The sequence below is a fragment of the Lentzea alba genome (assembly GCF_011067745.1).
Classification (GTDB): domain Bacteria; phylum Actinomycetota; class Actinomycetes; order Mycobacteriales; family Pseudonocardiaceae; genus Lentzea; species Lentzea alba.
Map to the genome: position 1 here is coordinate 204864 of NZ_JAAMPJ010000004.1, position 23955 is coordinate 228818.

The window sequence follows — 23955 nt, forward strand, 5'->3', positions numbered from 1 at the left end:
TCCGGCAATACTGCCTGCCATGCGGACACTGGTTGTAGCCGGGCTGTTACTGGGTCTAACAGTTCCTGCGCAAGCCGCTCAGGCGGACGAAGACCCCTCGTCTCTGGTCAACCCTTTCGTGGGTACGCAAAACTTCGGCAACACCTTTCCCGGCGCCTCGGTGCCGTTCGGGATGGTGCAGGTCAGCCCTGACACGGGAGGGCAGGGCGGATACGACTACAAGGCCACCTCCATCTACGGCTTCTCGCAGACACATCTGTCGGGTGTGGGCTGCGGGGTGATGGGCGAGCTGCCGGTGATGCCGACGGTCGGGCCCGTTGACAACGTTGACATCAACGCCTACAAGTCGGCCTTCAGCCATTCGGACGAGGCCGCGCAGCCCGGCTACTACCGGGTCGGGCTGTCCCGATACGGGGTGAACGCCGAGGTCACCGCCACCGCGCGGACCGGTTGGCAGCGCTACACGTTCCCCTCCAGCGGGGCGGCCAACGTTCTGTTCAACACGGGGCGGTCCAACCAGACGGTGCTCGACTCGGAGATCCACGTCGTCGGTGACCGGACCATCGAGGGCCGGGTGCGCAACGGCCGGTTCTGCGCGGGCAAGGACGAGCACACCGTCTACTTCACCGCGTCGTTCGACCGCCCGTTCGCTTCCTTTGGCGCGTGGCGAGGGAGCGTTCCCACGGCGGGAGTGCGCGACGCGGCCGGGACCGGTGGGAACGGCGCGTGGGTCACGTTCGACGCCACGGCCGACCGCGATGTCGTGCTGAAGGTCGGCCTGTCCTACACGGGGATCGAGGGCGCGCGGAAGAACCTCGCGGCGGAGGCTCCTTCGCACGACTTCGACGGCGTCGTCGCCGGGGCCAAGGACGTGTGGAAGAAGCAGCTGGACGCCGTGCGGGTGTCCGGTGGTCCGAGGGAACGGCAGGTGGCCTTCTACACCGCGCTGTACCACTCGGTGCTGCACCCGAACCTCGCCGGTGACGTCGACGGCAGGTACATGGGCTTCGACGGGAAGGTGCGGACGGCTTCGGGATACACGCCGTACCAGAACTTCTCGTTGTGGGACACGTACCGGCCGCAGAACCAGCTGTTGCAGATCCTGGAACCTCGCGTGGCGCGGGACGTCGCGCTGTCCGTCGTCGCCAGTGGCCGGGACGGCGGATGGTTGCCGCGCTGGGCTTTGGCGTCGTCCGAGACCAACATCATGACCGGTGACCCGGTGACACCGTTCCTGGTCGAGGCGTGGTCGAAGGGGCTGTTGAAGGGGTACGAGGAGGAGACGTACAAGCTGTTGCGCGCCAACGCCTTGTCGCTGCCTCCTGCGGACTCGCCGTACAACGGGCGGTCCGGTGTCACCTACTACTCGGATCGCGGGTACATCCCGTCCGGCCTGAAGCTCGGCACGGACTGCGCCCACAAGGGCGGCGACAACGACTGCGTGCACCCGGCTTCGGCCACCCTGGAGTACTCGGCCGCGGACGCGTCACTGGCATTGATGGCGAAGGGACTGGGCAAGCGGGCCGACGCGCGCCTGTTCGCCGATCGCGGCCAGTGGTACCGCAACCTGTGGGACTCGTCGATCGGTCAGTTCCGGCCGCGGACCACCGCCGGCACCTGGCTGGCGCCGTACAACCCGGTGGACGCGTCGCACCAGTTCCACGAAGGCGGCGCCTACCAGTACCAGTGGCTCGTGCCGCAGGACCCGGCCGGACTGGTGTCGCTGATGGGCGGGCGGCGCGAGACCGAGAAGCGCCTCGACTCGTTCTTCGCTTACGAGAAGCTGCTGGTGGATCCCGCCGGGACCGCACGGCACGACTGGATCACCGAGCCGTACGACTACTACGGCAAACCCACCTACAACCCGAACAACGAACCGGACCTGCTCGCGCCGTACATGTACCTCTGGGCGGGCACGCCGTCGAAGACCGCGACGGTCGTGCGGGCGGCGATGACGTTGTTCACGACCGGCCCGGACGGCATGACCGGCAACGACGACCTGGGCACGATGTCGGCCTGGTACGTCTTCTCGTCGCTGGGCCTCTACCCGACGTTCAACGGCGCGGACTTCCTCGCGTTGTCCTCACCGCAGTTCGAGTCCGCCACCGTCCGAATCGGACAGCACGGCTCACAGGGCGGGACGCTGACCGTGACGGCGCCGGGGGTGTCCGACACCAACCGGTACGTCAAGAGCGTGTCGTTCGGCGGCCGTGACGTGCGCAAGACCTGGCTCTCCTGGTCGACGTTGCAGCGCGGCGGAAAGCTGGCACACCAGGTGTCGTCGAAGCCGTCGTCGTGGGGAACCTCGCGTGGCGACGAGCCGCCCTCGTTGAACGACGGCAACGTCGACTCGCGGCGGGCCCTGTCGGCGTCGCTGCGCAACTCCGAGATCGTCATGCCGACCTCGGACTCCGCGCAGTCGCTGACCCTGCAGCTCGACGTGCTGGCGCAGTCGCCGTCCGGGATGTCCGTGAGGCCTGAAGTGAAGGCTCCCGCGGGCTGGAAGGTGAGCGGTGTCAAGCCGTTCGTCATCGTGTCGCGGCATCTGCCGACCCAGAAGACCGTGCCGGTGACGGTGTCGGTGCCCGCGGGGACCCCGGTGGGCTCCTACGAGGTCTCGGTCGTCGTCGACTCCGTGACGGTCAAGGCCACGATCGAGGTGAAGCCGGCCGCGTTGTGCGCGTTCTCGACGTGTTCGGTGGACGTCGGCCCGGAACGCAACCACGACGGCACGGCGACGGTCGCCGACTCGGCTTCCGGCAACTTCGACGGCGGCGGCTGGAGCTACGACGCCGCCCTGTTGCCGCCCGCCGGGCCGGTGACGTGGGGCGGCATCACCTACCAGGCACCGGATCCGTCGGGCACCGCACCGAACTTCGTCGAGGCGCGGGGCCAGGGCCTGCTGCTGCCCACCGGCCAGTTCTCCTGGCTGCACGTGGTGGGCGCGTCGCACAACGGCCCGGTGTCCACGGCGTTCACCGTCTGGTACACCGACGGCACCTCGGCCGAGGTCGCGGCCACGGTCCCGGACTGGGCAGCAGGTGGCCCGGTGGTGCTGGAGATGCCGCACCGGATCAAGGCGGGCCAGGGCGTCGACGGGCCGCCGGTCCGGCTGTTCGGGCAGTCGTTGCGGCTCGACGCCGGCAAGACGGTCCGTTCGGTGACGTTGCCGAACGACCCGCGAGTGGAGCTGTACGCGCTCACACTGGCCTGATGGAACGACTGAAAAGCGGAGTGCGGTCCCGCGTGTGGGCCGACGGCGACCGCATCGTCAAGCAGGTCATCGGCGATGCGGCCGCCTTCACCCGTGAGGTCACCGCGCTGCGGCTGGCCGAACACACCGGCATGGTGCCGCGTGTCCTCGACGTCGACGAGGACACGCGGACGGTCGTGCTGGAGCGGCTGCCGTCCCATCCGTTCGACGAGGACTGGGTGGCCGACTACGCGCGCGGCCTCGCCCGGCTGCACCAGGCCACGGGTCCCGAGCACGCCGGAGTCCTGCCGCGGCAGGAGGTTCCTGACCCGGAGCCGTTCCTGCGGTTCGTGCGCGCGCTGGAGGTCGAGATCGGGGACGCGGAAACCGAGCTCGCCTTCACCGACACCGGCAGGTTCGACCTCCTGCACGGCGACCCGTGTCCTGGCAACGACATGTACACCGAACGCGGAGCCCGGTTCGTCGATCTCGAAGGTGCGATGCTCGGCGACGGGCTCACCGAGCTGGTGTACCTGCGGATGGGTTTTCCGACCTGCGCGACCGTGTCCGAGACACCGAAGGAACTGCGGGAGGCCGCCGAGCAGGCCTATTTCTCCGAACGCGGCCGAGTCGAGCCGCTGGAGGACGCCTGCGTGCGCTGGCTGGTGCAGGGTGACGCGCTGGTGCAGCGGGCCGAGCGGGACGGCACCGACCACCTCGCCAGGGTCGTCGACGAGGACTGGTTCTGGTACAGCACGACCGCCCGCGGCCGGTTGATGTTCCGGGCGCGGGTGGTGGCGGGGTTCACCGAGACCCATCCCGCGATGAGCGCGCTCGCCCGGCGGTTGCTCGAGCGGATGAACCGGATCTGGGAGCCGCAGCCGATCGAGACCCGGCGCACGCACATCTCATGACCACGCGGACAGCTTCAGCCCTGAGGTGAAACAACGCTCCTCGCCCGTGACGGGGTCCACAAAGGACAAAGTGCGGGCGAGGAGCTGCAGGGGTGACGAGAAGTCGTCCAGCGGGCGTTCGTGCAGCACGGGGTAGAAGTCGTCGTTCACGATCGGCACGCCCAGGCCGGACATGTGCAGGCGCAGCTGGTGGGTGCGGCCGGTCAGCGGCTTCAAGTGGTAGCGGCCCAGGCCGTTGCGATGCTCCACGAGGGACACGTGCGTCTCGGCGTTCGGCTCGCCGTCCACTTCGAACGCGGTGATGATGCCGCGCTCCTTGATGATCCGCGACCGCACCACCCGAGGCAGCTCCAGGGCGGGGTCGTAGCCGGCGATCGCCTCGTATTCCTTGCGCACCGCCCGATCGCGGAACATCGTCTGGTACTTGCCGCGCAGTTCGCGACGCACGACGAACAGCACCAGCCCGGCCGTGACCCGGTCCAGCCGGTGCGCGGGGGAGAGGTCGGGCAGGCCCAGCGAGTCGCGCAGCTTCACCAGCGCGGTCTGCATGATGTGCCGACCGCGCGGGATCGTCGCCAGGAAGTGCGGCTTGTCGGCGATCACGATGTTCTCGTCCCGGTACACCACGCCCACCTCGAACGGCACGGGCACCTCGACGGGCAGGTCGCGGTGGAACCAGATGTAGCTGTCCGGGACGAACGGTGTGTCGATGCCCAGCGGGCCGGTCACACCCCAGATCCGTTCCTCGCGCAGCATCTCATCGATGCGCTCGGCGGCGACCCGCGGCAGGCGTTCCACGAGGTGGTCGCGCAACAGCGCCCAGTGACCTTCTGGCGGCAGCTTCAGCCGCGCCGCGTCCAGGCCGTTGCGCTGGGGGAGTGGGGAGGAGGGTTTGCGTCTCATCGCATCGGTCAGTCTAAACGTTCGGAAAAACCGAACGACATCGCTCGAAAACATTCGCTGTACCGAAGAGACCTGGTCAACGAGGCTGGGAGCATGGCGGTCTTCCTGGTCCTCGGTTCGGTCATCTCACTGCAGTTCGGCGCGGCCTTCGCCAGTCAGCTCTTCGGGCAGATCGGCGCGCCGGGCGCGACCGCGCTGCGGCTCGGCATCGCGGCGTTGCTGCTCGCGGTCGTCGTGCGGCCGAAGTTCCGCCAGGAGACCGTCGTGCTCGGGATGACCATGGCCGGGATGAACGGCACGTTCTACCTCGCGCTCGAACGGATCCCGCTCGGGGTGGCGGTGACGATCGAGTTCCTCGGGCCGTTGGGGCTCGCGGCGGTGCTGAGCAGGAGGCCGCGGGACTTCGTGTGGGTCGGGCTGGCGCTGGCCGGCGTCGTGATCCTCGGGGTGCGCGAGTACACCGGCGCGAAGCTCGACCTGGTCGGGGTGGCGCTCGCGTTGTTCGCGGCGGTGTTCTGGGCCTGTTACGTGCTGGCGGGCCGCAAGCTCGCGACGGCCGGGCTCGGCACCGGTGGCCTCGCGGGTGCGAGCCTGATCGCGGCCGCGTTGACGCTGCCGTACGGGCTGTCGACGGCCGGCGCGGCGTTGTTCGAGCCCAAGATGCTGCTGCTGGGCACGGTGGTCGCGCTGATGGCGTCCGCGATCCCGTACACGCTGGAGATCAAGGCGCTGAAGACGTTGCAGGCCAGCACGTTCGGCGTCGTGCTCGCACTCGAACCGGCCGCGGCCGCGCTGGCCGGCGCGGTGCTGCTGGGGCAGCACCTGAGCGTGGTCTCGTTGGGCGCCATCGCCTTGGTGATCACGGCCGGGGTTGGCGCGGCGCTACGGAAAGCGCCAGCGCCTCGCGAAACGCCCGCACCGCGGGATGCTGACCTCGTCCTGCCCGTGCCGCAGTGAACAGCAGCCGGGACATCGGCAGCTCGTGCAGGTCGACGGTGATCTCGCGGTCGTACCAGACCAGATCGGGCAGCAGCGCGACCGCGAGTCCCTGTTCCACGAACCGCAGCTTCACCAGGACGTCGATCGAGGAGAACCGCACGTCCGGCTCGTAGCCCTGGCGGCGGCACCAGTTCGTGTTGAACATCCGCTGCGGCATGCCGGTCGTCTCCATGATCCACGGGAACGTGGCGGCCTCGGCCACCGGTAGTCCACGTGGGACGGCCAGCCTGATCGGGTCCCGGCACAGCTCCCGGTACTCGAGGCCGGGGAACCGCGGCTCCGGCTGGTCCGGCCACTCCTCTCCGAACACGAGGTCGAAGTCCCGGGCGTGCAAGGCGGAAAGCGCTTCCGCGGGGTCGAGCACCTGGAACTCGATCCGCAGCGACGGGTGCTCGTCCCTCATCCGCGCCAGCGTCGCCGGGATCAACGCCAGCGCCGCGGTCTGGAACGTCGCGACCCGCAGCGTCCCGGTGATCTCGTGCAGCGAGGCGGCGACCTCCGACTCGGCCCGTTCCAGCCGGGTCAGCACCTCTTCGGTGTGCCGCACCAGAATTTCGGCCTGCGGGGTGAGCTTCACCCGCCTTCCGACAGGTTCCAGCAACGGCACGCCGACCTCGGTCTCCAGCAACGACAGCTGCTGCGACACCGAGGACGGGCTGTAGTTCAGCGCCTGTGCGACGGCCGCGAGCGTGCCCCGTTGGGAGAGTTCACGCAGCAGCCGCAACCGATGAAGGTCGAACATCCGATCATTATCGGCTACGCTGCCGTCACCGCCCCCTGAGAAGAAACGTGCTGTCCTCAGCACGTCTTGAGGAGGTATCGGTATGTCCAAACGACTCCGCATCGTCGCGGGGCTCGCTCTGGCGACCGGGCTGCTCGCGGCGGGCTCTCCCGCCCTGGCGCAGGTGGAAACCGGGCCGTGGACCAGCGAATCGCCGTCGTTCAACGTTCAGCAACGCGGCTGCGGCACGGTCAGCGGCCTCACGTTCACCCTCACCTGTTCCACCGCGAGCGGCGATCAGCGTGCCGAGCGCCGGTACGCCACGTACACCGGCGGCACGCGGCAGTTCGAAGGGAGCTTCCGGATCACGAGTCTCGGCGGCACCCGCATCAGTCTCAAGCAGACGTTCCGGGACGCGCCCACCGCGGGACCGTTCTGGATGCTCGCCGTGGAACGCGGCGGCCGGCTTTACGCCGTGCACGGTGGCACCACCATCGCCACCGGAGCCACTGTGGGCACGACTGTGCGCGTCAACACCGTGCACAACGTGGGCAACGAACACCGCACGTACATCAACGGCTCGCGCAAGCACACCTACGCGAGTTCGGGTACGAGCTTCTACGACAAGTTCGGCGCGTACCGGACGTCCAGCGGCCAAGGACCTGCCACGGTCGTGTGGAGCAATATCCGGTTCTGGCGCAAGTGATCAAGCGCTCTCTACTAGTACCCCTGCTGTTCCTGGCTGCCTGCGGTCAGGAACAGCAGGACCCCGTGCTGACGTCCGAGCTGACCTCGCCGACCGACGTGACGCTGCACTGGCGTCCGGAGGCGGGAGCGGCCGGGCAGGTCGTCGAGTACGCGAACGCGGCCGACGGCGACTACGTGGTCCTGGAGTTCGCTCCGCCGGGCCGTGACTCCTACCGGCATCCGGATCTGATCCCGGAAACCCGGTTCTACTACCGGGTCCGGCCGTTCACCGGGCCCGCTTCGGCCACCGTGGACGTCGCGCTGCCACCGGGCGACGAGGTACCGGAGATCGAGGGACCGGACTGGACCGCGGCGCGCAAAGGTGGCGGGGGCACCCGTCCGGTGTCCTCACCCGAGGCCGCGCCGGGAAACCTGAAGGCGGAGGTGAAGCACGCCAACGGAATCCTGTTCACCTGGGAGGACCACGCCGCCGACGAGGACGGGTACCTGATCGAGGTCAAACCCGCGGGCGCGGCGGACTACCGCGTCGCCGTGCAGCTCGACCCGGACAGCACGTCGTACGGAGTGATCACACTCCCAGACGAGAAGACCGCGACGTATCGGGTACGGGCGTTCCGCTTCGGATCACCGTCGAACCTGACTCATCAGACGACGGGGAAGGCTTGAACGCCTGTCTGGCACTCCACGCGCTCGCGGCGAGAAGCAAGGCCGCGAGCGCGTAGGGCCAGGGCGTGCGTTCGGTGACGGCCAGCGCGATGTTGATCGCGGAAAGCAGTCCGAACACGCTGGTGAGCAGCCACCAGGTCAGTTGATCCACACGGGCGTCAGCGGTCATGCGGGTGGGCTACCCGTTCTCGACGGGTTTCACACCTTCTTCCTCTTCTTTTTTCTCGCCGCGGCGGCGCATGAACCCGAAACCGGGGATGCCGAGGATCGCCTGGCGCATGTCGCTGGTGACTTCGAGCAGCTGGTGGACCTCCGGGCCGACCCTGTCCAGGGTCGCCAGGATCGGCAGGATGTCGCTGATCAGGTGCTCGGTGAGCACCGGCAGCTCGTCGACCAGCTTGATCGCGGCCTCGACCTCGTGCGGCGAGAGCTCCTCCACGAACCGCTTCGCGAGCGGCTGGGCCTGCTTCGCGAGCGGCTCGTACAGGCCGATCAGCTCGTTCGCCGTGTGCGCGGTGTGGCCTGCCGTCGCGACGACCTGTGCGGCCCGTTCGGCGACGTCACTCGCGCTCGCCGTGATCGTGCGGACCTCGTCCACGGCCTTTTCGGCGTCCGCGACGACGTTCGCCGTGCGGTCGACCAGGTCGTCCGCCTTCGCCACGATGCCGTCGACGGCGTCGATCGTGCCGTTGACCTTGCGGACCAGCTGTTCGACCTCGGTGATCAAGTCGAGCACACGCCCTGGCACCGCGGCGACGGCCGCCGTCGTGTCGAGGGCGGCACCGAGTGCCTGCTTGGCAAGTCCCATGCCGGGGATCTCCATGCGTCCACTCTGCCTTATGCGTTGATCGTTTCGGCGTAGCGCCATTCGGTTTTCAAAACTGTCAGACCTCGTCATTGCATTCACTGATGTCTGCCAGTCGGCTGACCGGGCGATCCGGGAACCGTGCACCGTCCGAAGTTGTCAGAGCAGGGGGTTAGCATCCCCGGCGGGCGAGGGAGGCGCGCATGGCTTGGTGGCACCGGATCAAACGCATTATCTCCGGTGGAGGGCGGGAATCGGCGAGTTTCGTCGCGGCACTGCTGGGTGTTCTGATGCTCGCGGGCGCCGCGCTCGGGCAGGGCATCTCGCGGACGTCGGTCGACGTGTCCGACGGGCTCACCTGGCTCGGTGATGACCAGCGCGGTGAGGTCGTGCAGGTGAACCCGGTGTCGGGCAAGCCGCAGACGCGTCTGCAGATCAGCGGGCCGGACTCGCAGCTGGAGATCGCGCAGGAGGACGGTCGGCTGATCGTCCTGAACCGGCGCACCGGCGAGATCACCGTCATCGACCTCGCGACGCTGCTCGCGTCCGGTCGCCGGCAGGCGCCTCCCGGAGCGTCGAGCAAGGTGCTGGTGGCGAACGGGATGGTGTTCGTCGTCGACCGCGCGGCCGGCACGGTGCACACCGCGGACCCGTTGACGCTGGCCGACGTCGGGCAGACGTGGGAGGCCGGTCAGCCCCTGGCCGACGCCGTCGTGGACGAGCGCGGCCTGTTGTGGCTGGTCGATCACGGCGGCACGTTGCGGTCGCTCGACTGGTCCGACGACGAGGAGCGGTTCCAGGAGCGGTCGCAGCGCCAGGTCTCGGGTGCCGGGCCGCGCACGGTGCTGGTGCCGCACGACCAGGGCGTCACGCTGATCGGTCTCGACGGCGGTGTCGTGGTTCGTGACGGCACGGGTGAGGACGTGTCGAGGTCGACTGATCGCACCGATGCCGAGGTGATCGCGGCGCAGACCGCGCCGACTGATCTGGTGCCCGCGTCGGTGCCGGACTCGTCCGTGGTCGTGCTCGTCGTCGACGGGCAGGTGCTGCGCGTGGACGTCGGTGCGATGGGCTGTCCGAAGCCCGGCCGTCCCGCGGTCTACCGCGACAAGGTCTACGTGCCGTGCATGGGATCCAGCAAGGTCATCATCCTGGACCGCGCTGGTCGTCGCGGTGGTGACGACGTCCGCACGTCCGGTGGTGCCGACCCCGAGCTGGTGTTCGACGACGGCCGGTTGTTCGTGAACGTGCCGGGCTCCTCCACGGGCGTGCTGGTCGACACGGACGGCGCGACGCGGTCGCTGACGATCCGCAGTCCCGAGCTGCCGGTGAAGGACCCGGACCGCTCGCCGCCGCCGTCGGTGCCGCCGCCTCCGCCGCCGAACCCGAACGAGCCGGTGAAGCCGCCGCGCAACCCCGGCAACAACGGCAACAACGGCACGCCGCCCGAGGTGTCGCCGCCGCCGTCCTCCACTCCACCTTCCAGTTCGGTCGGTGCGGCCCCGGCCGCGCCCGCCGGGGTGACGGTGCGGGAGAAGTCGCGCAGCGCGTCGGCGGTCGTCGTGACGGTGAGCTGGAGCGCGGTGTCGTCGACCGATCCGATCGTCGGCTACACGGTGACGGGTTCCGGCTCGTTCAGCGGTGGTTCGGTGTCGGCCCAGTCGGCCGGTACGTCAGCCGAACTGTCGTTGCCCTGCACGGGTTCCACGTTCTGCACGAGCGGCAGGCTGGACGTGTCGGTGCGCGCGTCGACGGCGTCCACGGCGGGTGCCGCGGGCATGGCGGCGTTCACGGTGACGGCGCCGAACAACCCGCCGCCCAACAACCCGCCCCCGAACGACCCGCCGCCCAACCCACCACCACCCAACCCGCCGCCTCCCAACCCACCGCCGAACGACCCGCCGCCACCACCGCCGCCACCACCGCCGCCACCACCGCCACCACCGTCGTTGCCGACCGCGGGCGCCGTGGTGATCTCGTCGATCACCGGCGGGAAGTTCGCGTCGAGGCGCACGGTGAACATGGCTCCGCCCGCGGACTGGGCGAGCCACAACGGGCGCTGCGAGGTCGTGAACACGACGCAGGGCTACGCCGTCGGCATCCCCTGCAACGCCACCTCGGCGGCGATCGACCTGGAAGAGGGCGGCAACTTCATCGTGGTGCGCGCGTACGCGGCGTCCGGTGCCGGCCAGGTCGATTCGGCGGGGAAGAACGCGATGTACCTCCCGGACGAGTGCGCGGGCAAGCCGACGTGCGTGCCGCGGATGGCGCCCGCCGGTGCGGAGATCGCGCCGATGGGTGCGGGCGCGCTGGGCTTGCTGGCGTGCGCGTTCCTGCTGCGCATCGGTGTTCGCAGAGAAGAGGAAAAGTGATCGACACCGGTGAGGTTTCCGCCTTCCGCGACCTGCACACGCGCCTCGGCGACGCGGTCGAGAGCGCGGTGCGCGGCAAGCGCGACGTGATCGACCTGGTGCTGGTGGCGATGTTCGCGGGCGGCCACGTGCTGCTGGAAGACGTGCCCGGTACCGGCAAGACGACGCTGGCACGGGCCGTGGCGGGCGCGTTGGGCGGCCTGTCGCGGCGTGTGCAGTTCACGCCGGACCTGCTGCCGTCCGACGTCACGGGCACGTCGGTCTACGACCCGCAGACGGGCCAGATCCGGTTCCGGCCGGGTCCGGTGTTCGCGAACATCGTGCTGGCCGACGAGATCAACCGCGCGGCGGCCAAGACGCAGTCCGCGTTGCTGGAGGTCATGGAGGAGCGGACCGTCACGATCGACGGTGTCGGGCACGCGGTGCCCGACCCGTTCCTCGTGGTGGCGACGCAGAACCCGATCGACCTCGACGGCACGTACCGGCTGCCCGAGGCGCAGCTCGACCGGTTCATGCTGCGCACGTCGATCGGCTATCCGTCGGTGGAGGACGAGCTGGACGTGCTGCGTCCGGGCAGCGGCGCGGGCCGGATCGCCGACGTGCGCACGGTGACGTCGCCGCGCGAGGTGAGCGCGTTCAGCGGCCGCCTGCAGCTGCTGCACGTGGCCGACCCGATCCTGCACTACATCTCGGGCCTGGGCGCGGGCACGCGTACCGACGAACGGCTGCGGCTCGGCACCTCCACGCGCGGCCTGCGCACCCTGGTCCGCTGCGCGCAGGTGTACGCGGCGTCGAAGGGGCGGCATTTCGTGGTGCCGCAGGACGTTCAGGACATCGCGGACCCGGTGCTGGCCCACCGCCTGGTGCTGACGCGGGAGAGCGTGCTGGCGGGCGTGACGACGTCCGAGGTGCTGGCCGACGTGCTCTCGCGGGTGCCGGTGCCCAAGCCAGCCTCGCAATGATCGGGGCGCGATGAGACTCACCACGCGCGGCACCGGAACGGCGGTGCTGGGCCTGCTGATGCTCGGCGTCGGCCTGTGGTGGCGCTACGCGGGCATGACGGCGTTCGGCCTGGCCCTGGTGGCCCTGGTGATCGCTTCCGCGATCTCGGTGCTGATCGCGTCGCCTTTGTCGGTGTCGCGCACCGTCCGCCCTCGCACCGTGCCACGCCTGGCCCGCTGCACCGGCCGCCTGGAGCTCTCGGTCTCCGGCCGCTGGCCGGTGGCCCTGGACGCCGTGGACGTCGTGGCGGGCTCACCGGCCGCGGTCGACGTGCCGCTGCTCAAACCCGGCGTGGTCGAGGCCGTCGACTACGCGATCCCGACCGAACGCCGCGGCGTGTTCGACGTGGGCCCGTTGACCTTGCAGCGCAAGGGCTTGGCCGGCCTGGCCCAGGCTCGCACGGTCCTGGGCGAGGTGATCCAGGTGCGAGTGGTGCCCCGCGTCCTGCCCGTGCGCGGCCTGCCGTCGGGTGCCCGCCGCGGCCAGGTGGGCGCCGACGAACGAGTGGAGCGCGGGGGCACCGACCTGGTGGGCCTGCGCGAGTACGTGCCCGGCGACGACCTGCGCCGCCTGCACTGGGCGACGTCCGCCCGCACCGGCACCCTGATGATCCGCGAGGACGCCGACCCGGCCCGCCCGCACCTGGCCGTCCTGCTGGACGACAACGTGTCGTCGTACCCGGACCCGCAACGCTTCGAGGAAGCCGTCGAGGTGGCCGCGTCACTGATCACCTCCGCCCTGGAACAGGGCCACCCGGTGCGCCTGCTGACGTCGTCCGGCGGCACCTCCCTGGAGGAGACCCAGGACCCGGCCCCGATCCTGTCGGCCTTGGCGGACCTGGAACTGCAGGACTCCGACGGCCGCCCGACCGTGCCCGTGCGCGACCTGGACGTGGTGGCGGTGATCAGCGGAACGACCGTGCCCGCCCTGGTGCTGGAGGCCGGCCGCGCCGCGTTCGGCACCGTGCTCGTGGTGGACGAGAAACGGCCCGTGGGAGCTGCCGGGTCGGTGCTCGTGATCACCGGCGCGAAGGCGGAGGACCTGATCGACTCGTGGAACGCGGTGGTGGCCCGATGAAGCGCGGACGGATGGCCGGGCCGGTGTCCGGCGCCCGCAGGACGTTGATGAGGGGAGCTTTCATAAACCTGGTGTTTATGAAAGCTCCCCTCATCAACCTCCTGGACCGCGATGCGGTGGTGGCGCGATGAAGTTCGCCTGGGTTGCCGCTGTCCTCCTCGTCGGCTCGCTCCAACTCGCGCAGGCCTGGGACGGCGCGTACGTCTACTTCGGACTGGCGGCGTTCGCGGGTTTCCTGGCACTGCAGCTGAAACGCATCGTCCCGGCGGGGCTGGCGGCGCTGGCCGTCATGGTGCTCGCGATGGTGGGCGGGTTCTTCGCGGCGCGCGGGGCGGAGCCGGATCGGGATCCGGCGTGGGTGCTGCTCGACACCGTGCCGCGCCTGCTCACCGCGGCGCGGCCCGCGCCGGCCACGCCCGAGCTGCTCGTGCCGGGGTTGTTGCTGATCGTCGGTGTGTCGACGGTGACGGTGTTGTCGGTGACCAAGCGCGGGACGGCGTTGTTCGTGCCGGCACTCGGTGCGGCCGCGCTGTACGTGTCGGCGGCGCTGCTCACCACGGGGCGCGCGGACCGCTATGGGCTCGTGGCGCTCACGCTGGTGGTGTTGCTGGCGCTGGGGTGGCTGATCATCGACCGCCGTGGGCCCGTGGTGCCGCCCGCGATCCTGGCGACGGCGCTGGCCGCGTTGACGTTGCTGACGTTCGTGTTGCCCACCAACGGGTTCGAGCCGCGCAAGCTGGTCACACCGCCGGTCACCGCGGTGGCCATCGCGAACCCGTTGCCGCAGCTCGCGGCGTGGGCCGTGCAGGGGGACGCCGAGTTGTTCCGGATGCGCGGGCCCGAGGTGCCGGTGCGGCTGGTGACGCTCAGCCGGTACTCGGGGGCGTCGTGGGAGGCGGCCTCCACCTACGGGCCGCTCGGTGTGGTGGACGCGCCGGACCTGCCGATCGGCGGGAAGTTCCAGGACGCCAGCGTCGATCTGCGGATCACCGGGTTGCAGGGCGAGTGGCTGCCCGGGGTGGGGAAGCCGCAGGCGGTGTCGTTGAGCAACGCCATGGTGGATCCGGACACAGGGTCGCTGGTGGTGGCCGACGGGCTCCGGACCGGGCTGAGCTACACGGTCAGAGGCACCTTGGAGACGCCGGCCGACACGGATCTGGTCGAGGCGCAGGTGCCCGCGGAGGCGACGAGGTACACGGCGTTGCCGCGGCTGCCGTACACGTTGGCGGACTACGCGCGGCAGGCGACCGCGAACGCGCGCACGCCGTACGAGAAGGCCGTTGCGCTGGAACAGGTTGTGCGGCTCAACCGGCGGCCGGACGCCGAGGCGCCGGTCGGGTCGTCGTACGCGCGGCTGGAGACGTTCCTGTTCGGGCAGCCCGGCGAGGCCGGTGCCGGAGCGGGAACCGCCGAGCAGTTCGCGTCGGCTTACGCGGTGCTGGCGCGGGCGGTCGGATTGCCCACGCGGGTGGTCGTGGGATTCCAGCCGGTGCCGGAGCAGAACGGCGAACGGATCGTCCGCGCCGCCGATGCCACGGCCTGGCCGGAGGTGTACTTCACCGGGTGGGGCTGGGTGGCGTTCGATCCGGTGTCCGGCAACGGAAGCGGGCCCAGCGCGGCGTCGAAGCGCGAGGTGCTGAACCGGCTCGCGTCGACCACCGCGAAGCCGACGCCCACCTCGTTGGCCTCTGTGCCGCCGTTGGTGCAGCCGACCGCGGTGCAACCCGACAGCGTTGCCGCGCCGCAGCAACAGAAGGGGCTCCCGCTCTGGGCGTTCATCCCAGTAGTGCTGCTCGTCGCGTTGTACGTGGCGCGGACGTCGCGCCGGGTGCGGCTGAGGGCGGCCGGGCCGGTGGGAGCGTGGAACGAGGTGCTGGACTCGTTGCAACTGGCCGGGATGCGGCCGAAGCCGAGTCGTACCGTGCCGGACGTCGCGAGCGAGTGGGGTGAGGCGGCCGCACGACTGGCCGTGCTGGTGGACCACGCCGCTTTCGCACCACAGCCGGGAAGAACCGAGAACAGCTGGCGGCTGGCCCGGCAGGTGAAGAAAGCGGTGCGGCGCAAGGCTTCCTGGTGGCGCAAGGTGGTGTGGGCGATCGACCCGCGGCCGTTGTTCCGCCGTTGACGGAACAGTTGACGTTCAGCGCACCACCTGCGCGGGAATGCAGTTCCCCCAGGTGACCTTGAGCAACGCCTCGCACAGCGCGGGCGCCACGTCCGACGGGAACGGGCCGATCCACACGAACTGGGTGAACCTCGTGTCCTCGGGCACGATGGCGTCGCAGACGTCGTCCCGCCTGGTCAGCAGTGCGGTTTGGCCCCGCAGCGCCGGGTTCGCGCTCTCACGGTGCTTCACCCACATCGTTTCGTAGTCCAGCAACACTTTGACGTCCTTCGCCTGCATCGCGCCCTCCAGCGAGTGCAGGACGAGGACGGACGAACCCGGATCGCACGGCATGTCGGTGTATTCGAGCTGAACGGGCTCGTTCGAAGGTGCGGTGCTGCCGGAACCGGCGGGCGACGACGGCCGGAAACCGCCGCCGATCAGCACCCCGATCCCGATCCCGATGACGAGCGCGATCGCCACCCACGCCACGAGTGTGCGGCGCGTCCGTCCACGAGCGAACAACGGTGGACCTGCATAACGAGCGCTTTGCACCGGGGGACCGTACGCCAATTGATACGCACACAACAATGCGCCGAATTACGTTTAGTTCTTGTTGGCGCACACCTTCGCCGAGCTACCGCGTTCGCCGTTGTAGCCGAACGCCGCGATCTGGAAGCAACGCCGCTGGCCGCCCGCGTCCTCGACGACGTACGTGGTGGCGCCACCGGTCACCTTGGTCACGGCGACCGGTTTCGCACCGGTCACGTCGATCACCACGAAGTCGGCCCGGCCGTCGCTCGGGTCGCTCCACTCCAGCTCGATCGCCTTGCCCTGGTACTCGGCGCGTTTGAGGACCGGGACGAACTTCGGGTCGGTGTTCGGGAGCGCTCCCGCGTCGCCGGACTCCGAGGTCGGCACCGGCGGTGTGGTCGTCGTCTCCTGCGTCACCGGCGGCTGGCCCTGCTGCTTGCCGTCCGGGCGGTTGAGGAGCATGCCCGCGACGATGCCGCCCGTTACCGCGACCACGGCCAGCAACGCGAGCACGGCACCGCGCTTGCTCTTGCGGACCGGGGCGGTCATCGGTTCGGCGGGCGGCAGGTCGACGGTCGGCAGCACGGCCACCGGCTGCGGGCGAACAGGCGGTGGCGGCACGAGGTCGTGCTGCCGGTAGGTCAGGTCCGCGAGCTGGCCGCGCCACGAGTCGTCCGGCTCCTCAACGGGTTCCGGCTCCGGTTCCGGTTCGGGAACGAACCCGCGCGGCCCGAAACCGGGCGCCTCCGTGGGACCGTCCGGGATGACCCAGGTGCGTTCGCCCAGCATCGCCGTCGCGTCCGGGTCCACAACGGACACCGCGGCCGGAGAGTTCGCTGCCAGCAACGCATCTCGCAACTCCAGCGCCGAGCCGAAGCGTTCCGCGCGGTCCTTGCGCAGACAGCGGTTGATCACCGCGACCAGTGGCGCCGGCACGTCGAACCGGGTGAGCGGACGGGGGTCGCCGGTGCTGACACGGCCGACGTAGGAGAGCAGCGTGTCCTCGTCCGGGTTGTCCGACGCGAACGGCGGCTTGCCCTCCAGCAACGTGAACAGCGTCGAACCGAGCGACCAGATGTCGTCGGCGAACGACGGCGCCGCGCCCTCCAGCATCTGCGGGGCCGCGTGCCGGTAACTGACCATCTGCAACGACGCCGAGTGACCCGCGTCGGCGCCGCGGGCGATGCCGAAGTCGGCCAGCACATAGGAAGTGGGCAGCACGAGCACGTTCTGCGGCTTCACGTCCCGATGCAGGATGCTCTGGCCGTGCGCGAACGCCAGCGCGTCCGCCACCGCGATGCCCGCCGCCACCACGTCCGGCACGGCCAACGGGCCCATGGCGCGCAAACGGTCGTGCAGCGAACCACGTTCGTAGAACTCCATGACGATGCACGGGCGGCCGTCCGGGAGCGTTCCCGTGTCCAGCACCGTGACGATGTGCGGGTGCTGGCGGCCGAGCTCGACCGTGATCGCCAGCTCGCGCCGGAAACGGGTCAGCGTCGCCGGGTCCGTCACCTGCAGCACCTTGACCGCGACGTCCCGGCCCAGACCGTCCTGGCGGGCGCGGTAGATCGTGCCCTCGCCGCCCTGCGCGATCACGCGGAAACCGCTGTAGCCGGGTAACGCGATCCCCGGTGCCGAAGCGGCACCGGCAGCGGGCGCCCACGCCATCAGATCGTCTTCCACCAACGGATCCTATCCCGGCAGAGTCGGCTCACCTGAGACGTTCGGGGCAGCTGCCCGCGCGGTTCAGTCCCCGGCCACCTTCACCTGGAACCCCAGTGACTGCAGCATTCCGGTGAGCATCACGCGGGTGTTGTCCTCGGCCCGCTTCAGGATCTCCGACTGCTTCGCCGCCTCCGTCAGCTTGGCCTCGGCGGCGACGTAGAACCGTTGCTGGTCAGGGGGTCCCGCCAGGGCCTGCAGATCGTTGATCAGACCGCGCTCCTGGCTGAAGACGTACGAACGGTCGTGGTGCAGGTTCGGCTTGTCCAGCTGTGGCTTCGGCAACCGGAGCTCGACCGTCTTGCGGTCCGGTGACAGGACCAGACCGTCGTCCTTCATCGACCCCAGGTCGACGTAGGCGTTGACGGACCCGGCCGCGACGAACAACGTGCGTTCCCCGGCCAGCGCCGCCGGCACCCACTTCACGTCGTTCTCGATGTCCAGCACGACCTGGAACTCGCCGGCGGCGGCGTGGTACTGGCTCAGGTCCCGCACCGACTTGAGCATCGCGGGCTGACTGCGGTCGATCGATTCGTCACCGAAGGGCTTGAACTGCCCGAAGACGAACACCGCCGCACCGAGGATGATGAGCACGGCCGCGACCAGAGCTCCACGCGTCAACCAGCGCTTGTCCACCGTGTTGGAGTACCCGTGAGGTGATGCGCACACACGGTCCGTATGGGCTAATCGACCCGTGCGGAATCAGTCCCGTGTCCACGTGGTTGGCTTTGGACGAGACGGGAATCGATGTTCAGGAGGAGTGCGGTGGACCCGGAGAACCTGTACGAGGTGGACTCGGAGGTGCCGGACCTGACAGGTGCGGTGCTGCTGCACCACTTCGAGGGCTTCATGGACGCCGGCGCCGCGGGACGGCTGCTCGCCGAGCACCTGCTGGAGACCCTCGAGAGCCGTGTCATCGCGCGGTTCGACATCGACGGCCTGATCGACTACCGCTCGCGCCGCCCGCTGATGACCTACGCGACCGACCACTGGGAGGACTACGCCGCCCCGCAACTGGTCGTGCACCTGCTGTGGGACAGCGCGGGCCACCCGTTCCTGCTGCTCACCGGCCTCGAACCGGACCGCGGCTGGGAGGCGTTCGTGCTCGCCGTGCGTTCGTTGATCGACCGTTGGGGCGTGCGCCTGACCGTCGGCTTCCACGGCATCCCGATGGGCGTGCCGCACACACGGCCGTTGAACGTCATCGGCCACGCCACGCGCCCCGAGCTGGTGTCGGAGTACCAGCCGTTCTTCAACCGCGTGCAGGTGCCGGGCAACGTGTCCGGGCTGCTGGAGTTCCGCCTCGGCCAGGCAGGTCACGACGCGATGGGCTTCGCCGCCCAGGTGCCGCACTACCTCGCGCAGTCCACGTACCCGACCGCCGCGGTCACGCTGCTCGACGCCGTCGCGCGGTCGACCGGCCTGGCGCTGCCCATCGGTTCTCTCGTCGACGCCGCTCAGGCCGCCGACGCCGAGATCCACCGGCAGGTCGCGGAGTCCGAGGAGGTCGCCCAGGTGGTGGAAGCGCTCGAGCGGCAGTACGACGCCTTCATCCAGACTGTCGGCAACACCGACCTCCCCAGCGCGGACGAACTGGGCGCCGAGTTCGAACGGTTCCTCGCCGAGCAGCAGCGTCCGCCGGACCACCTGTAGGAGCGTGTGATGGCCACCTGGGACGACGTGCGCAGGATCGCCACCTCCATGCCCGACGTGACGGAAGGGGTGCGGGAGGGCGTCGTCGACTGGAGGGTCAAGGAGAAGCTCTTCGTCTGGGAACGGCCGCTGCGGGGGACCGACCTGTCGGCGCTGGGGGCCGCCGCGCCGTCCGGGCCGATCCTGGCGGCGCGGGTGCCGGACCTGGGGGCCAAGGAGGCGTTGCTGGCCTCCGACGAGTCGGTCTACTTCACCACGCCGCACTTCAACGGGTATCCCGCGATACTGGTGCGGCTGGAGCACATCGAGGTGGGGGAGCTGGAGGAGTTGATCGTGGAGGCCTGGCACGCACGAGCGCGGCGGCGTTAGTGGAGTTCTTCTGCTATCACCGGGATCGGCCCGGCTCACTGCCGCTGCGCGAGCGGCTCGGCGAGGAGCACTGGGCCTACATGGACCGGTTCGAGCTGATCGCCCGCGGTCCGACGTTCTCCGGTGACGTGGTCACCGGCAGCGTGCACGTCGTCGAGCTTCCGGACGTGGCGGCCGCACGGGCGTTCGTGTTCGACGAGCCGAACTACCAGGCAGGCGCCTATCGGGACGTGTTGCTGCGCAGGTGGCGCAACGTGCTCGGGCGCACGATGTGGGACTTCCCCGGCGGCCGCGACGGCGGCGGCCACCTCGTGCTCGGGTTCGGTTCCGGCGAGCCCGCGGATCTCGTTCCCGGACGCCCAGACGAGCTGATCGCGTACGGGCCGCTGCTGTCCGACGACGGCGCCACCTGGCTCGGAACGGCCGCGCTGGTCAGGTCCGCCGATCCGCGATCGGTGCTGACCGCGGACCGGTACGACGCCGTCGAGGTCCACGAGTGGGAGTTCGGCGGACGCCGCTAGTAGCTCACGAACCGGTAGTGCAGACCTGAGCGGGACTCCTGCCACTCGCCCACGCTGAGCGGCTCGCGGTCGAGCACCGGGGCGTACGTGTCGCCCTCGAAGACCTCGCGGATCTCGGTCACCTCGACGCGGTCCGCGAACGGCAGCGTCGCCGCGTAGACCGCCGACCCGCCCATCACCCACAGGTCACCGGTGACGTCCGCGAGCGCCTTCTCCAGCGAGGAGAACGTCTCGGCGCCCTCCTGGGGCGTGCGGGACAGCACCAGGTTGCGGCGGCCCGGCAGGGGACGGAAGCGTGGCGGCAGCGACTCCCAGGTGCGGCGGCCCATCAGCACGGCCGAGCCCGCGGTGATCTCCCGGAAGTGCTTCATGTCCTCCGGGATGTGCCACGGCATGGTGCCGTCGCGGCCGATCACGCCGTCCGGGGCCTGGGCCCAGATCAGGCCGATCACACCGCCACCGGTGCCTTGATGCCGGGGTGCGGGTCGTAACCGACGATCTCGAAGTCCTCGTAGCGGTAGTCGAACAGCGACGGCACGTCTGCTATCCGCAGCGCCGGGAACTCGCGTGCGTCACGGCTGAGCTGCAGTTCGACCTGCTCGACGTGGTTGTCGTAGATGTGGCAGTCGCCGCCGGTCCAGATGAAGTCGCCGACGCCGAGGCCGCTCTGGGCGGCGATCATGTGCGTCAGCAGGGCGTAGGAGGCGATGTTGAACGGCACGCCGAGGAACAGGTCCGCGCTGCGCTGGTAGAGCTGGCAGGAGAGCTTGCCGTCGGCCACGTAGAACTGGAAGAACGCGTGGCACGGCGGCAGCGCCATCTGCGGGATCTCGCCGACGTTCCAGGCGGACACGATGATCCGCCGCGAGTCGGGGTTCTCCTTCAGCGTGCGCAGCACCTCGGCGATCTGGTCGACGTGACCGCCGTCCGGAGTCGGCCACGAGCGCCACTGCACGCCGTAGATCGGGCCGAGCTCACCCTCGGGCGACGCCCACTCGTCCCAGATGGACACGCCGTGCTCCTGCAGCCACCGGACGTTGCTGTCGCCGCGCAGGAACCACAGCAGCTCGTACGCGATCGACTTGAAGTGCACCTTCTTCGTCGTGATCAGCGGAAAGCCCGCCGCGAGCGGGTAGCGCAGCTGGTGGCCGAAGATCGACCGCGTGCCGGTGCCGGTGCGGTCCTCCTTGTGCACGCCCTCCTTCAGGACGTGGCGGAGCAGGTCTTCGTACTGCGTGTCGGCCATATGGGCGAGCTTAGATGACTTAGAACCGACTCATGTCCGGCTGAAGGCCGAGTCGCAGCATGGCGTAGGTCTCGAACAGCCGTCGCGACACCACCGTGTGTTGAGCGGCCACGTGCCCGTCGCGCAGACACCGTTGCAAAGCCGATGACTCGAACACCGAGCTGCCGCCACCCGCCGCGAACGCCTTCTGCGTCACGTCGGTGGCCTCACCCGAGGCGAACGAGCAGGCCAGCCGCAGCCGCGCCTTCACCGGGTCGGGCGTCGGCTCGGAGTTGACCGCGTGATCCCAGGCCGTGCTCAGCGTCTCGTGCAGGAACGCCGCCGCCGACGACAGCCTCGCCTCCATCGTCGCGACCTCGATCTGCACGCCGGTCTGCTCGGCGAGCCGGGACGTCGCGTACTGCGGGACCTTGTCGACGGCCAGCGCCTCGATCTCGTCGATCGCGCGGCGGGCCACGCCCAGGCACACCGACGCGACGCCGACGGCCAGGAAGCTGAAGTACGGGAACACCGTGATGGGGCCTTCGATGCCGGGCGTGATGCCGATCGGCCACACCGCGCGTCGCAACGGCAAGAAGGCGTCCTCGAGAGAGAACTCGTGCGAACTGGTCGCGCACAGGCCGGCGGCGTGCCAGGTGTCGTGGATGGTGACGTCCGAGCGCGGATACACGGCCAGACGTGGGCCCACGGGCGTGAGCGTGCCACCGATGACCCACGAGGAATAAGCGACAGCGCTGCCCCAGCCCCAACGGCCGGTCACGCGGTAACCGCCGTCAGCCTCCACGGCTTTCCCGAGCGGCGCGGCGGTGCCCGCGATCAACGCGCGTGGGTCGTTGAAGACCTCGTCGGCGGCCTCCTGCGGCAGGTACCAGGCCAGCGACGACGAGATGGTGGTCGTCATCGCGGTCCAGCCCGTCGAGGCGTCGGACCGTGAGAGTTCCTGGATCTCGCGGCTCCACTCCGGCAGGCCGACCTCGGCGCCGCCGTAGCGCTTCGGGGCGATCAGCCGGTGCACGCCGTGGTCGACGAGCGCGGTCAGCACCGGTTCGGTGAGAGCGCGCTGTTGCTCGGCCAACGGCGCTTCGGCGCGGATCAGGGCGTGGAGATCCATGCGAGCGATCTTGCTGGACGCCCTACAGCTTGGCGAGCACCTCAACGAGTGGCTTGAGCTCGGGAACGTTCCCGGCTTCCGCAAGCGACTCCGAGAGCACCTCGTCGTGGGTCGGCCGGGCGAGTGCGAGCAGTTCGTGCCCCTTCTCGGTGACCTCGGTGTAAATCCCGCGACGGTCGGTGGGGCACAGGTAACGCGCGAGCAGGTCGCGGTCCTCCAGCCGCGTGACCAGGCGCGTTGTGGCCGACTGGCTGAGCACCACGGCGTTGGACAGCTGGTTCATCCGGAGGTGGAAGCCGTCCTGACGGTTGAGCACGTCCAGAACGGTGTACTCGCTGACGGAGAGTTCGTGCGCCTTCTGCAGCGCTCTCTCGAGGCGGTCCTCGATACGCGCGTGCAACGCCGCGAGCGTGCGCCAGCCCTGCGCGCGCGCCTGGACGGCGTCGTCGTCCAGTGACATAGGTCAATCCCTCTCGAATAGACAGCGTCTGCAACTATTGCGTACGCTTGTAATCGTCTTCAACAAGTCTACCGGGGAGAGACATGGATCTGTCGGGACGCACGGCGCTGGTGACGGGCTCGACCGCCGGCATCGGCTTCGCGACGGCGGAAGGCCTGCTCAGGGCGGGCGCCGCGGTCGTGGTCAGCGGTCGCGGCGAGGAGCGGGTGGCCGAGGCGGTCGGCAAGCTCAGCGGGTACGGGAACGTGCGCGGAGTCGCTGCGGACATCTCGACCGCGAAAGGCGTCCAGGAGCTGATCAGCCAGGTGCCCGACGTGGACGTGCTCGTCAACAACCTGGGCATCTACGGCGCGCAGCCGGTGTTCGAGATCGACGACGCCGAGTGGCAGCGCTACTTCGACACCAACGTCATGTCCGGCGTACGGCTCTCGCGGTACTACACGCCGCGCATGGTCGAACGCGGCTGGGGCCGGGTGATCTTCGTGAGCAGCGAGTCGTCCGTCTTCACGCCCACCGAGATGGTCCATTACGGCATGACGAAGACCGCCCAGCTCGCCATCGCGCGCGGCATGGCGCAGTCGGTGAAGGGCACCGGCGTCACGGTGAACTCCGTGCTGCCCGGCCCGACGCTCACGCCGGGCGTGGAGGAGTTCATCCGCGACCGCGTCGGCGACGGCGGCGAGGCGGAGTTCGTCCGCACCGAACGCCCCACGTTGCTGCTGGGCCGGCTGATCCGTCCCCACGAGGTCGCGAACCTCATCACCTACGTCGCGTCGGACCTGTCGTCCGCGACGACCGGAGCCGCGTTGCGCGTCGACGGCGGCACCGCTCCGACGCTCATTCCGTAACCAGGTAAGGATTTTGCTTTGAAC

23 protein-coding genes are annotated in these 23955 nt (G+C 69.6%); 13 read left to right on the plus strand and 10 right to left on the minus strand.

All coding sequences use genetic code 11. The annotated features are described in order from the left end of the window. The first annotated feature begins 19 nt into the window (after positions 1-19). Together G7043_RS16635 and G7043_RS16640 are read left to right on the plus strand one after the other, a co-directional pair. Positions 20-3214 carry a GH92 family glycosyl hydrolase gene (locus G7043_RS16635; protein ID WP_166046573.1) on the plus strand — a complete coding sequence of 1065 codons (3195 nt, stop codon included), beginning with the start codon at positions 20-22 and terminating at the stop codon, positions 3212-3214. Then, a complete protein-coding gene (locus G7043_RS16640) occupies positions 3214-4107 on the plus strand; it encodes a phosphotransferase family protein (protein WP_166046574.1) in 894 nt (297 codons plus the stop codon). Before G7043_RS16635 ends, G7043_RS16640 begins: the two co-directional genes overlap by 1 nt. On the opposite strand, the gene G7043_RS16645 is transcribed toward G7043_RS16640, so the two are convergent. Continuing rightward, a complete protein-coding gene (locus G7043_RS16645; RefSeq protein ID WP_166046575.1) occupies positions 4102-5010 on the minus strand; it encodes an RluA family pseudouridine synthase in 909 nt (302 codons plus the stop codon). The genes G7043_RS16640 and G7043_RS16645 overlap by 6 nt on opposite strands. Positions 5011-5103: 93 nt before the next feature. Between G7043_RS16645 and G7043_RS16650 the strand changes: the two genes are divergently transcribed. Further along, positions 5104-5967 (plus strand): EamA family transporter, encoded by an 864-nt coding sequence (locus G7043_RS16650; protein ID WP_166046576.1) that lies wholly within the window; start codon positions 5104-5106, stop codon positions 5965-5967. Here G7043_RS16650 and G7043_RS16655 read toward each other — a convergent pair. Beyond that, positions 5870-6751 carry a LysR family transcriptional regulator gene (locus G7043_RS16655; protein WP_166046577.1) on the minus strand — a complete coding sequence of 294 codons (882 nt, stop codon included), beginning with the start codon at positions 6749-6751 and terminating at the stop codon, positions 5870-5872. The two genes, G7043_RS16650 and G7043_RS16655, sit on opposite strands and share 98 nt — an antisense overlap. Positions 6752-6833: 82 nt before the next feature. On the opposite strand from G7043_RS16655, the gene G7043_RS16660 reads away from it, so the two are divergent. Together G7043_RS16660 and G7043_RS16665 are read left to right on the plus strand one after the other, a co-directional pair. Next, a complete protein-coding gene (locus G7043_RS16660) occupies positions 6834-7436 on the plus strand; it encodes a polysaccharide lyase family 7 protein (RefSeq protein WP_166046578.1) in 603 nt (200 codons plus the stop codon). Between the two features lie 65 nt (positions 7437-7501). Further along, positions 7502-8104, plus strand: coding sequence for a fibronectin type III domain-containing protein (locus G7043_RS16665; RefSeq protein WP_166046579.1), 603 nt, complete (start codon positions 7502-7504; stop codon positions 8102-8104). A 178-nt stretch (positions 8105-8282) separates the two neighbouring features. On the opposite strand, the gene G7043_RS16670 is transcribed toward G7043_RS16665, so the two are convergent. After that, entirely contained in the window at positions 8283-8927 is a 645-nt protein-coding gene (locus tag G7043_RS16670; protein ID WP_166046580.1) for a hypothetical protein, read from the minus strand. Between the two features lie 185 nt (positions 8928-9112). On the opposite strand from G7043_RS16670, the gene G7043_RS47610 reads away from it, so the two are divergent. From G7043_RS47610 to G7043_RS16690, 4 genes are all read left to right on the plus strand, one after another. Continuing rightward, positions 9113-11281 (plus strand): hypothetical protein, encoded by a 2169-nt coding sequence (locus G7043_RS47610; RefSeq protein ID WP_207311270.1) that lies wholly within the window; start codon positions 9113-9115, stop codon positions 11279-11281. Next, positions 11278-12243, plus strand: a complete 966-nt coding sequence (locus tag G7043_RS16680; RefSeq protein ID WP_166046581.1) for an AAA family ATPase — start codon at positions 11278-11280, stop codon at positions 12241-12243. The genes G7043_RS47610 and G7043_RS16680 overlap by 4 nt, the downstream gene beginning before the upstream one ends. A gap of 10 nt (positions 12244-12253) precedes the next feature. Next, positions 12254-13360 carry a DUF58 domain-containing protein gene (locus tag G7043_RS16685; RefSeq protein WP_242642358.1) on the plus strand — a complete coding sequence of 369 codons (1107 nt, stop codon included), beginning with the start codon at positions 12254-12256 and terminating at the stop codon, positions 13358-13360. A 127-nt stretch (positions 13361-13487) separates the two neighbouring features. Then, positions 13488-15485 (plus strand): transglutaminase domain-containing protein, encoded by a 1998-nt coding sequence (locus tag G7043_RS16690; RefSeq protein ID WP_166046582.1) that lies wholly within the window; start codon positions 13488-13490, stop codon positions 15483-15485. 15 nt (positions 15486-15500) lie between these two features. Here G7043_RS16690 and G7043_RS16695 read toward each other — a convergent pair whose 3' ends face one another. The 3 genes from G7043_RS16695 to G7043_RS16705 all read right to left on the minus strand — a co-directional run bounded on the left by G7043_RS16695 (position 15501) and on the right by G7043_RS16705 (position 18359). Next, on the minus strand, positions 15501-15989 hold the full coding sequence (locus tag G7043_RS16695; RefSeq protein ID WP_166046583.1) for a hypothetical protein: 489 nt from the start codon (positions 15987-15989) through the stop codon (positions 15501-15503). Between the two features lie 81 nt (positions 15990-16070). Continuing rightward, the gene (locus G7043_RS16700) at positions 16071-17684 is read right to left on the minus strand and encodes a serine/threonine-protein kinase (RefSeq protein WP_166046584.1); all 1614 of its coding nucleotides are present in this window, start codon (positions 17682-17684) and stop codon (positions 16071-16073) included. Between the two features lie 63 nt (positions 17685-17747). After that, entirely contained in the window at positions 17748-18359 is a 612-nt protein-coding gene (locus G7043_RS16705) for a DUF4230 domain-containing protein (RefSeq protein WP_166046585.1), read from the minus strand. A 111-nt stretch (positions 18360-18470) separates the two neighbouring features. Between G7043_RS16705 and G7043_RS16710 the strand changes: the two genes are divergently transcribed. Genes G7043_RS16710 through G7043_RS16720 form a run of 3 tightly spaced genes read left to right on the plus strand, consistent with a single transcriptional unit; the run spans position 18471 to position 20266 of the window. Next, the gene (locus tag G7043_RS16710) at positions 18471-19376 is read left to right on the plus strand and encodes a proteasome assembly chaperone family protein (protein ID WP_166046586.1); all 906 of its coding nucleotides are present in this window, start codon (positions 18471-18473) and stop codon (positions 19374-19376) included. 9 nt (positions 19377-19385) lie between these two features. Then, positions 19386-19745, plus strand: a complete 360-nt coding sequence (locus tag G7043_RS16715) for an MmcQ/YjbR family DNA-binding protein (protein WP_166046587.1) — start codon at positions 19386-19388, stop codon at positions 19743-19745. Further along, positions 19745-20266 (plus strand): YciI family protein, encoded by a 522-nt coding sequence (locus G7043_RS16720; protein ID WP_166046588.1) that lies wholly within the window; start codon positions 19745-19747, stop codon positions 20264-20266. The genes G7043_RS16715 and G7043_RS16720 overlap by 1 nt, the downstream gene beginning before the upstream one ends. Here the strand turns inward: G7043_RS16720 and G7043_RS16725 are convergent. The 4 genes from G7043_RS16725 to G7043_RS16740 are packed head-to-tail and all read right to left on the minus strand — an operon-like array spanning position 20263 to position 23083. Beyond that, positions 20263-20718 carry a dihydrofolate reductase gene (locus G7043_RS16725; protein WP_166046589.1) on the minus strand — a complete coding sequence of 152 codons (456 nt, stop codon included), beginning with the start codon at positions 20716-20718 and terminating at the stop codon, positions 20263-20265. The genes G7043_RS16720 and G7043_RS16725 overlap by 4 nt on opposite strands. Then, positions 20715-21512: a thymidylate synthase gene (locus G7043_RS16730; protein ID WP_166046590.1), complete on the minus strand. Its 798-nt coding sequence runs from the start codon at positions 21510-21512 to the stop codon at positions 20715-20717. Before G7043_RS16730 ends, G7043_RS16725 begins: the two co-directional genes overlap by 4 nt. 19 nt (positions 21513-21531) lie before the next feature. Further along, positions 21532-22623 carry an acyl-CoA dehydrogenase family protein gene (locus G7043_RS16735; protein ID WP_166046591.1) on the minus strand — a complete coding sequence of 364 codons (1092 nt, stop codon included), beginning with the start codon at positions 22621-22623 and terminating at the stop codon, positions 21532-21534. A 22-nt stretch (positions 22624-22645) separates the two neighbouring features. Beyond that, entirely contained in the window at positions 22646-23083 is a 438-nt protein-coding gene (locus tag G7043_RS16740) for a MarR family winged helix-turn-helix transcriptional regulator (RefSeq protein ID WP_166046592.1), read from the minus strand. Positions 23084-23166: 83 nt separating this feature from the next. Between G7043_RS16740 and G7043_RS16745 the strand changes: the two genes are divergently transcribed. Further along, the gene (locus tag G7043_RS16745) at positions 23167-23931 is read left to right on the plus strand and encodes an SDR family NAD(P)-dependent oxidoreductase (RefSeq protein ID WP_166046593.1); all 765 of its coding nucleotides are present in this window, start codon (positions 23167-23169) and stop codon (positions 23929-23931) included. The last annotated feature ends 24 nt before the right edge of the window (positions 23932-23955 follow it).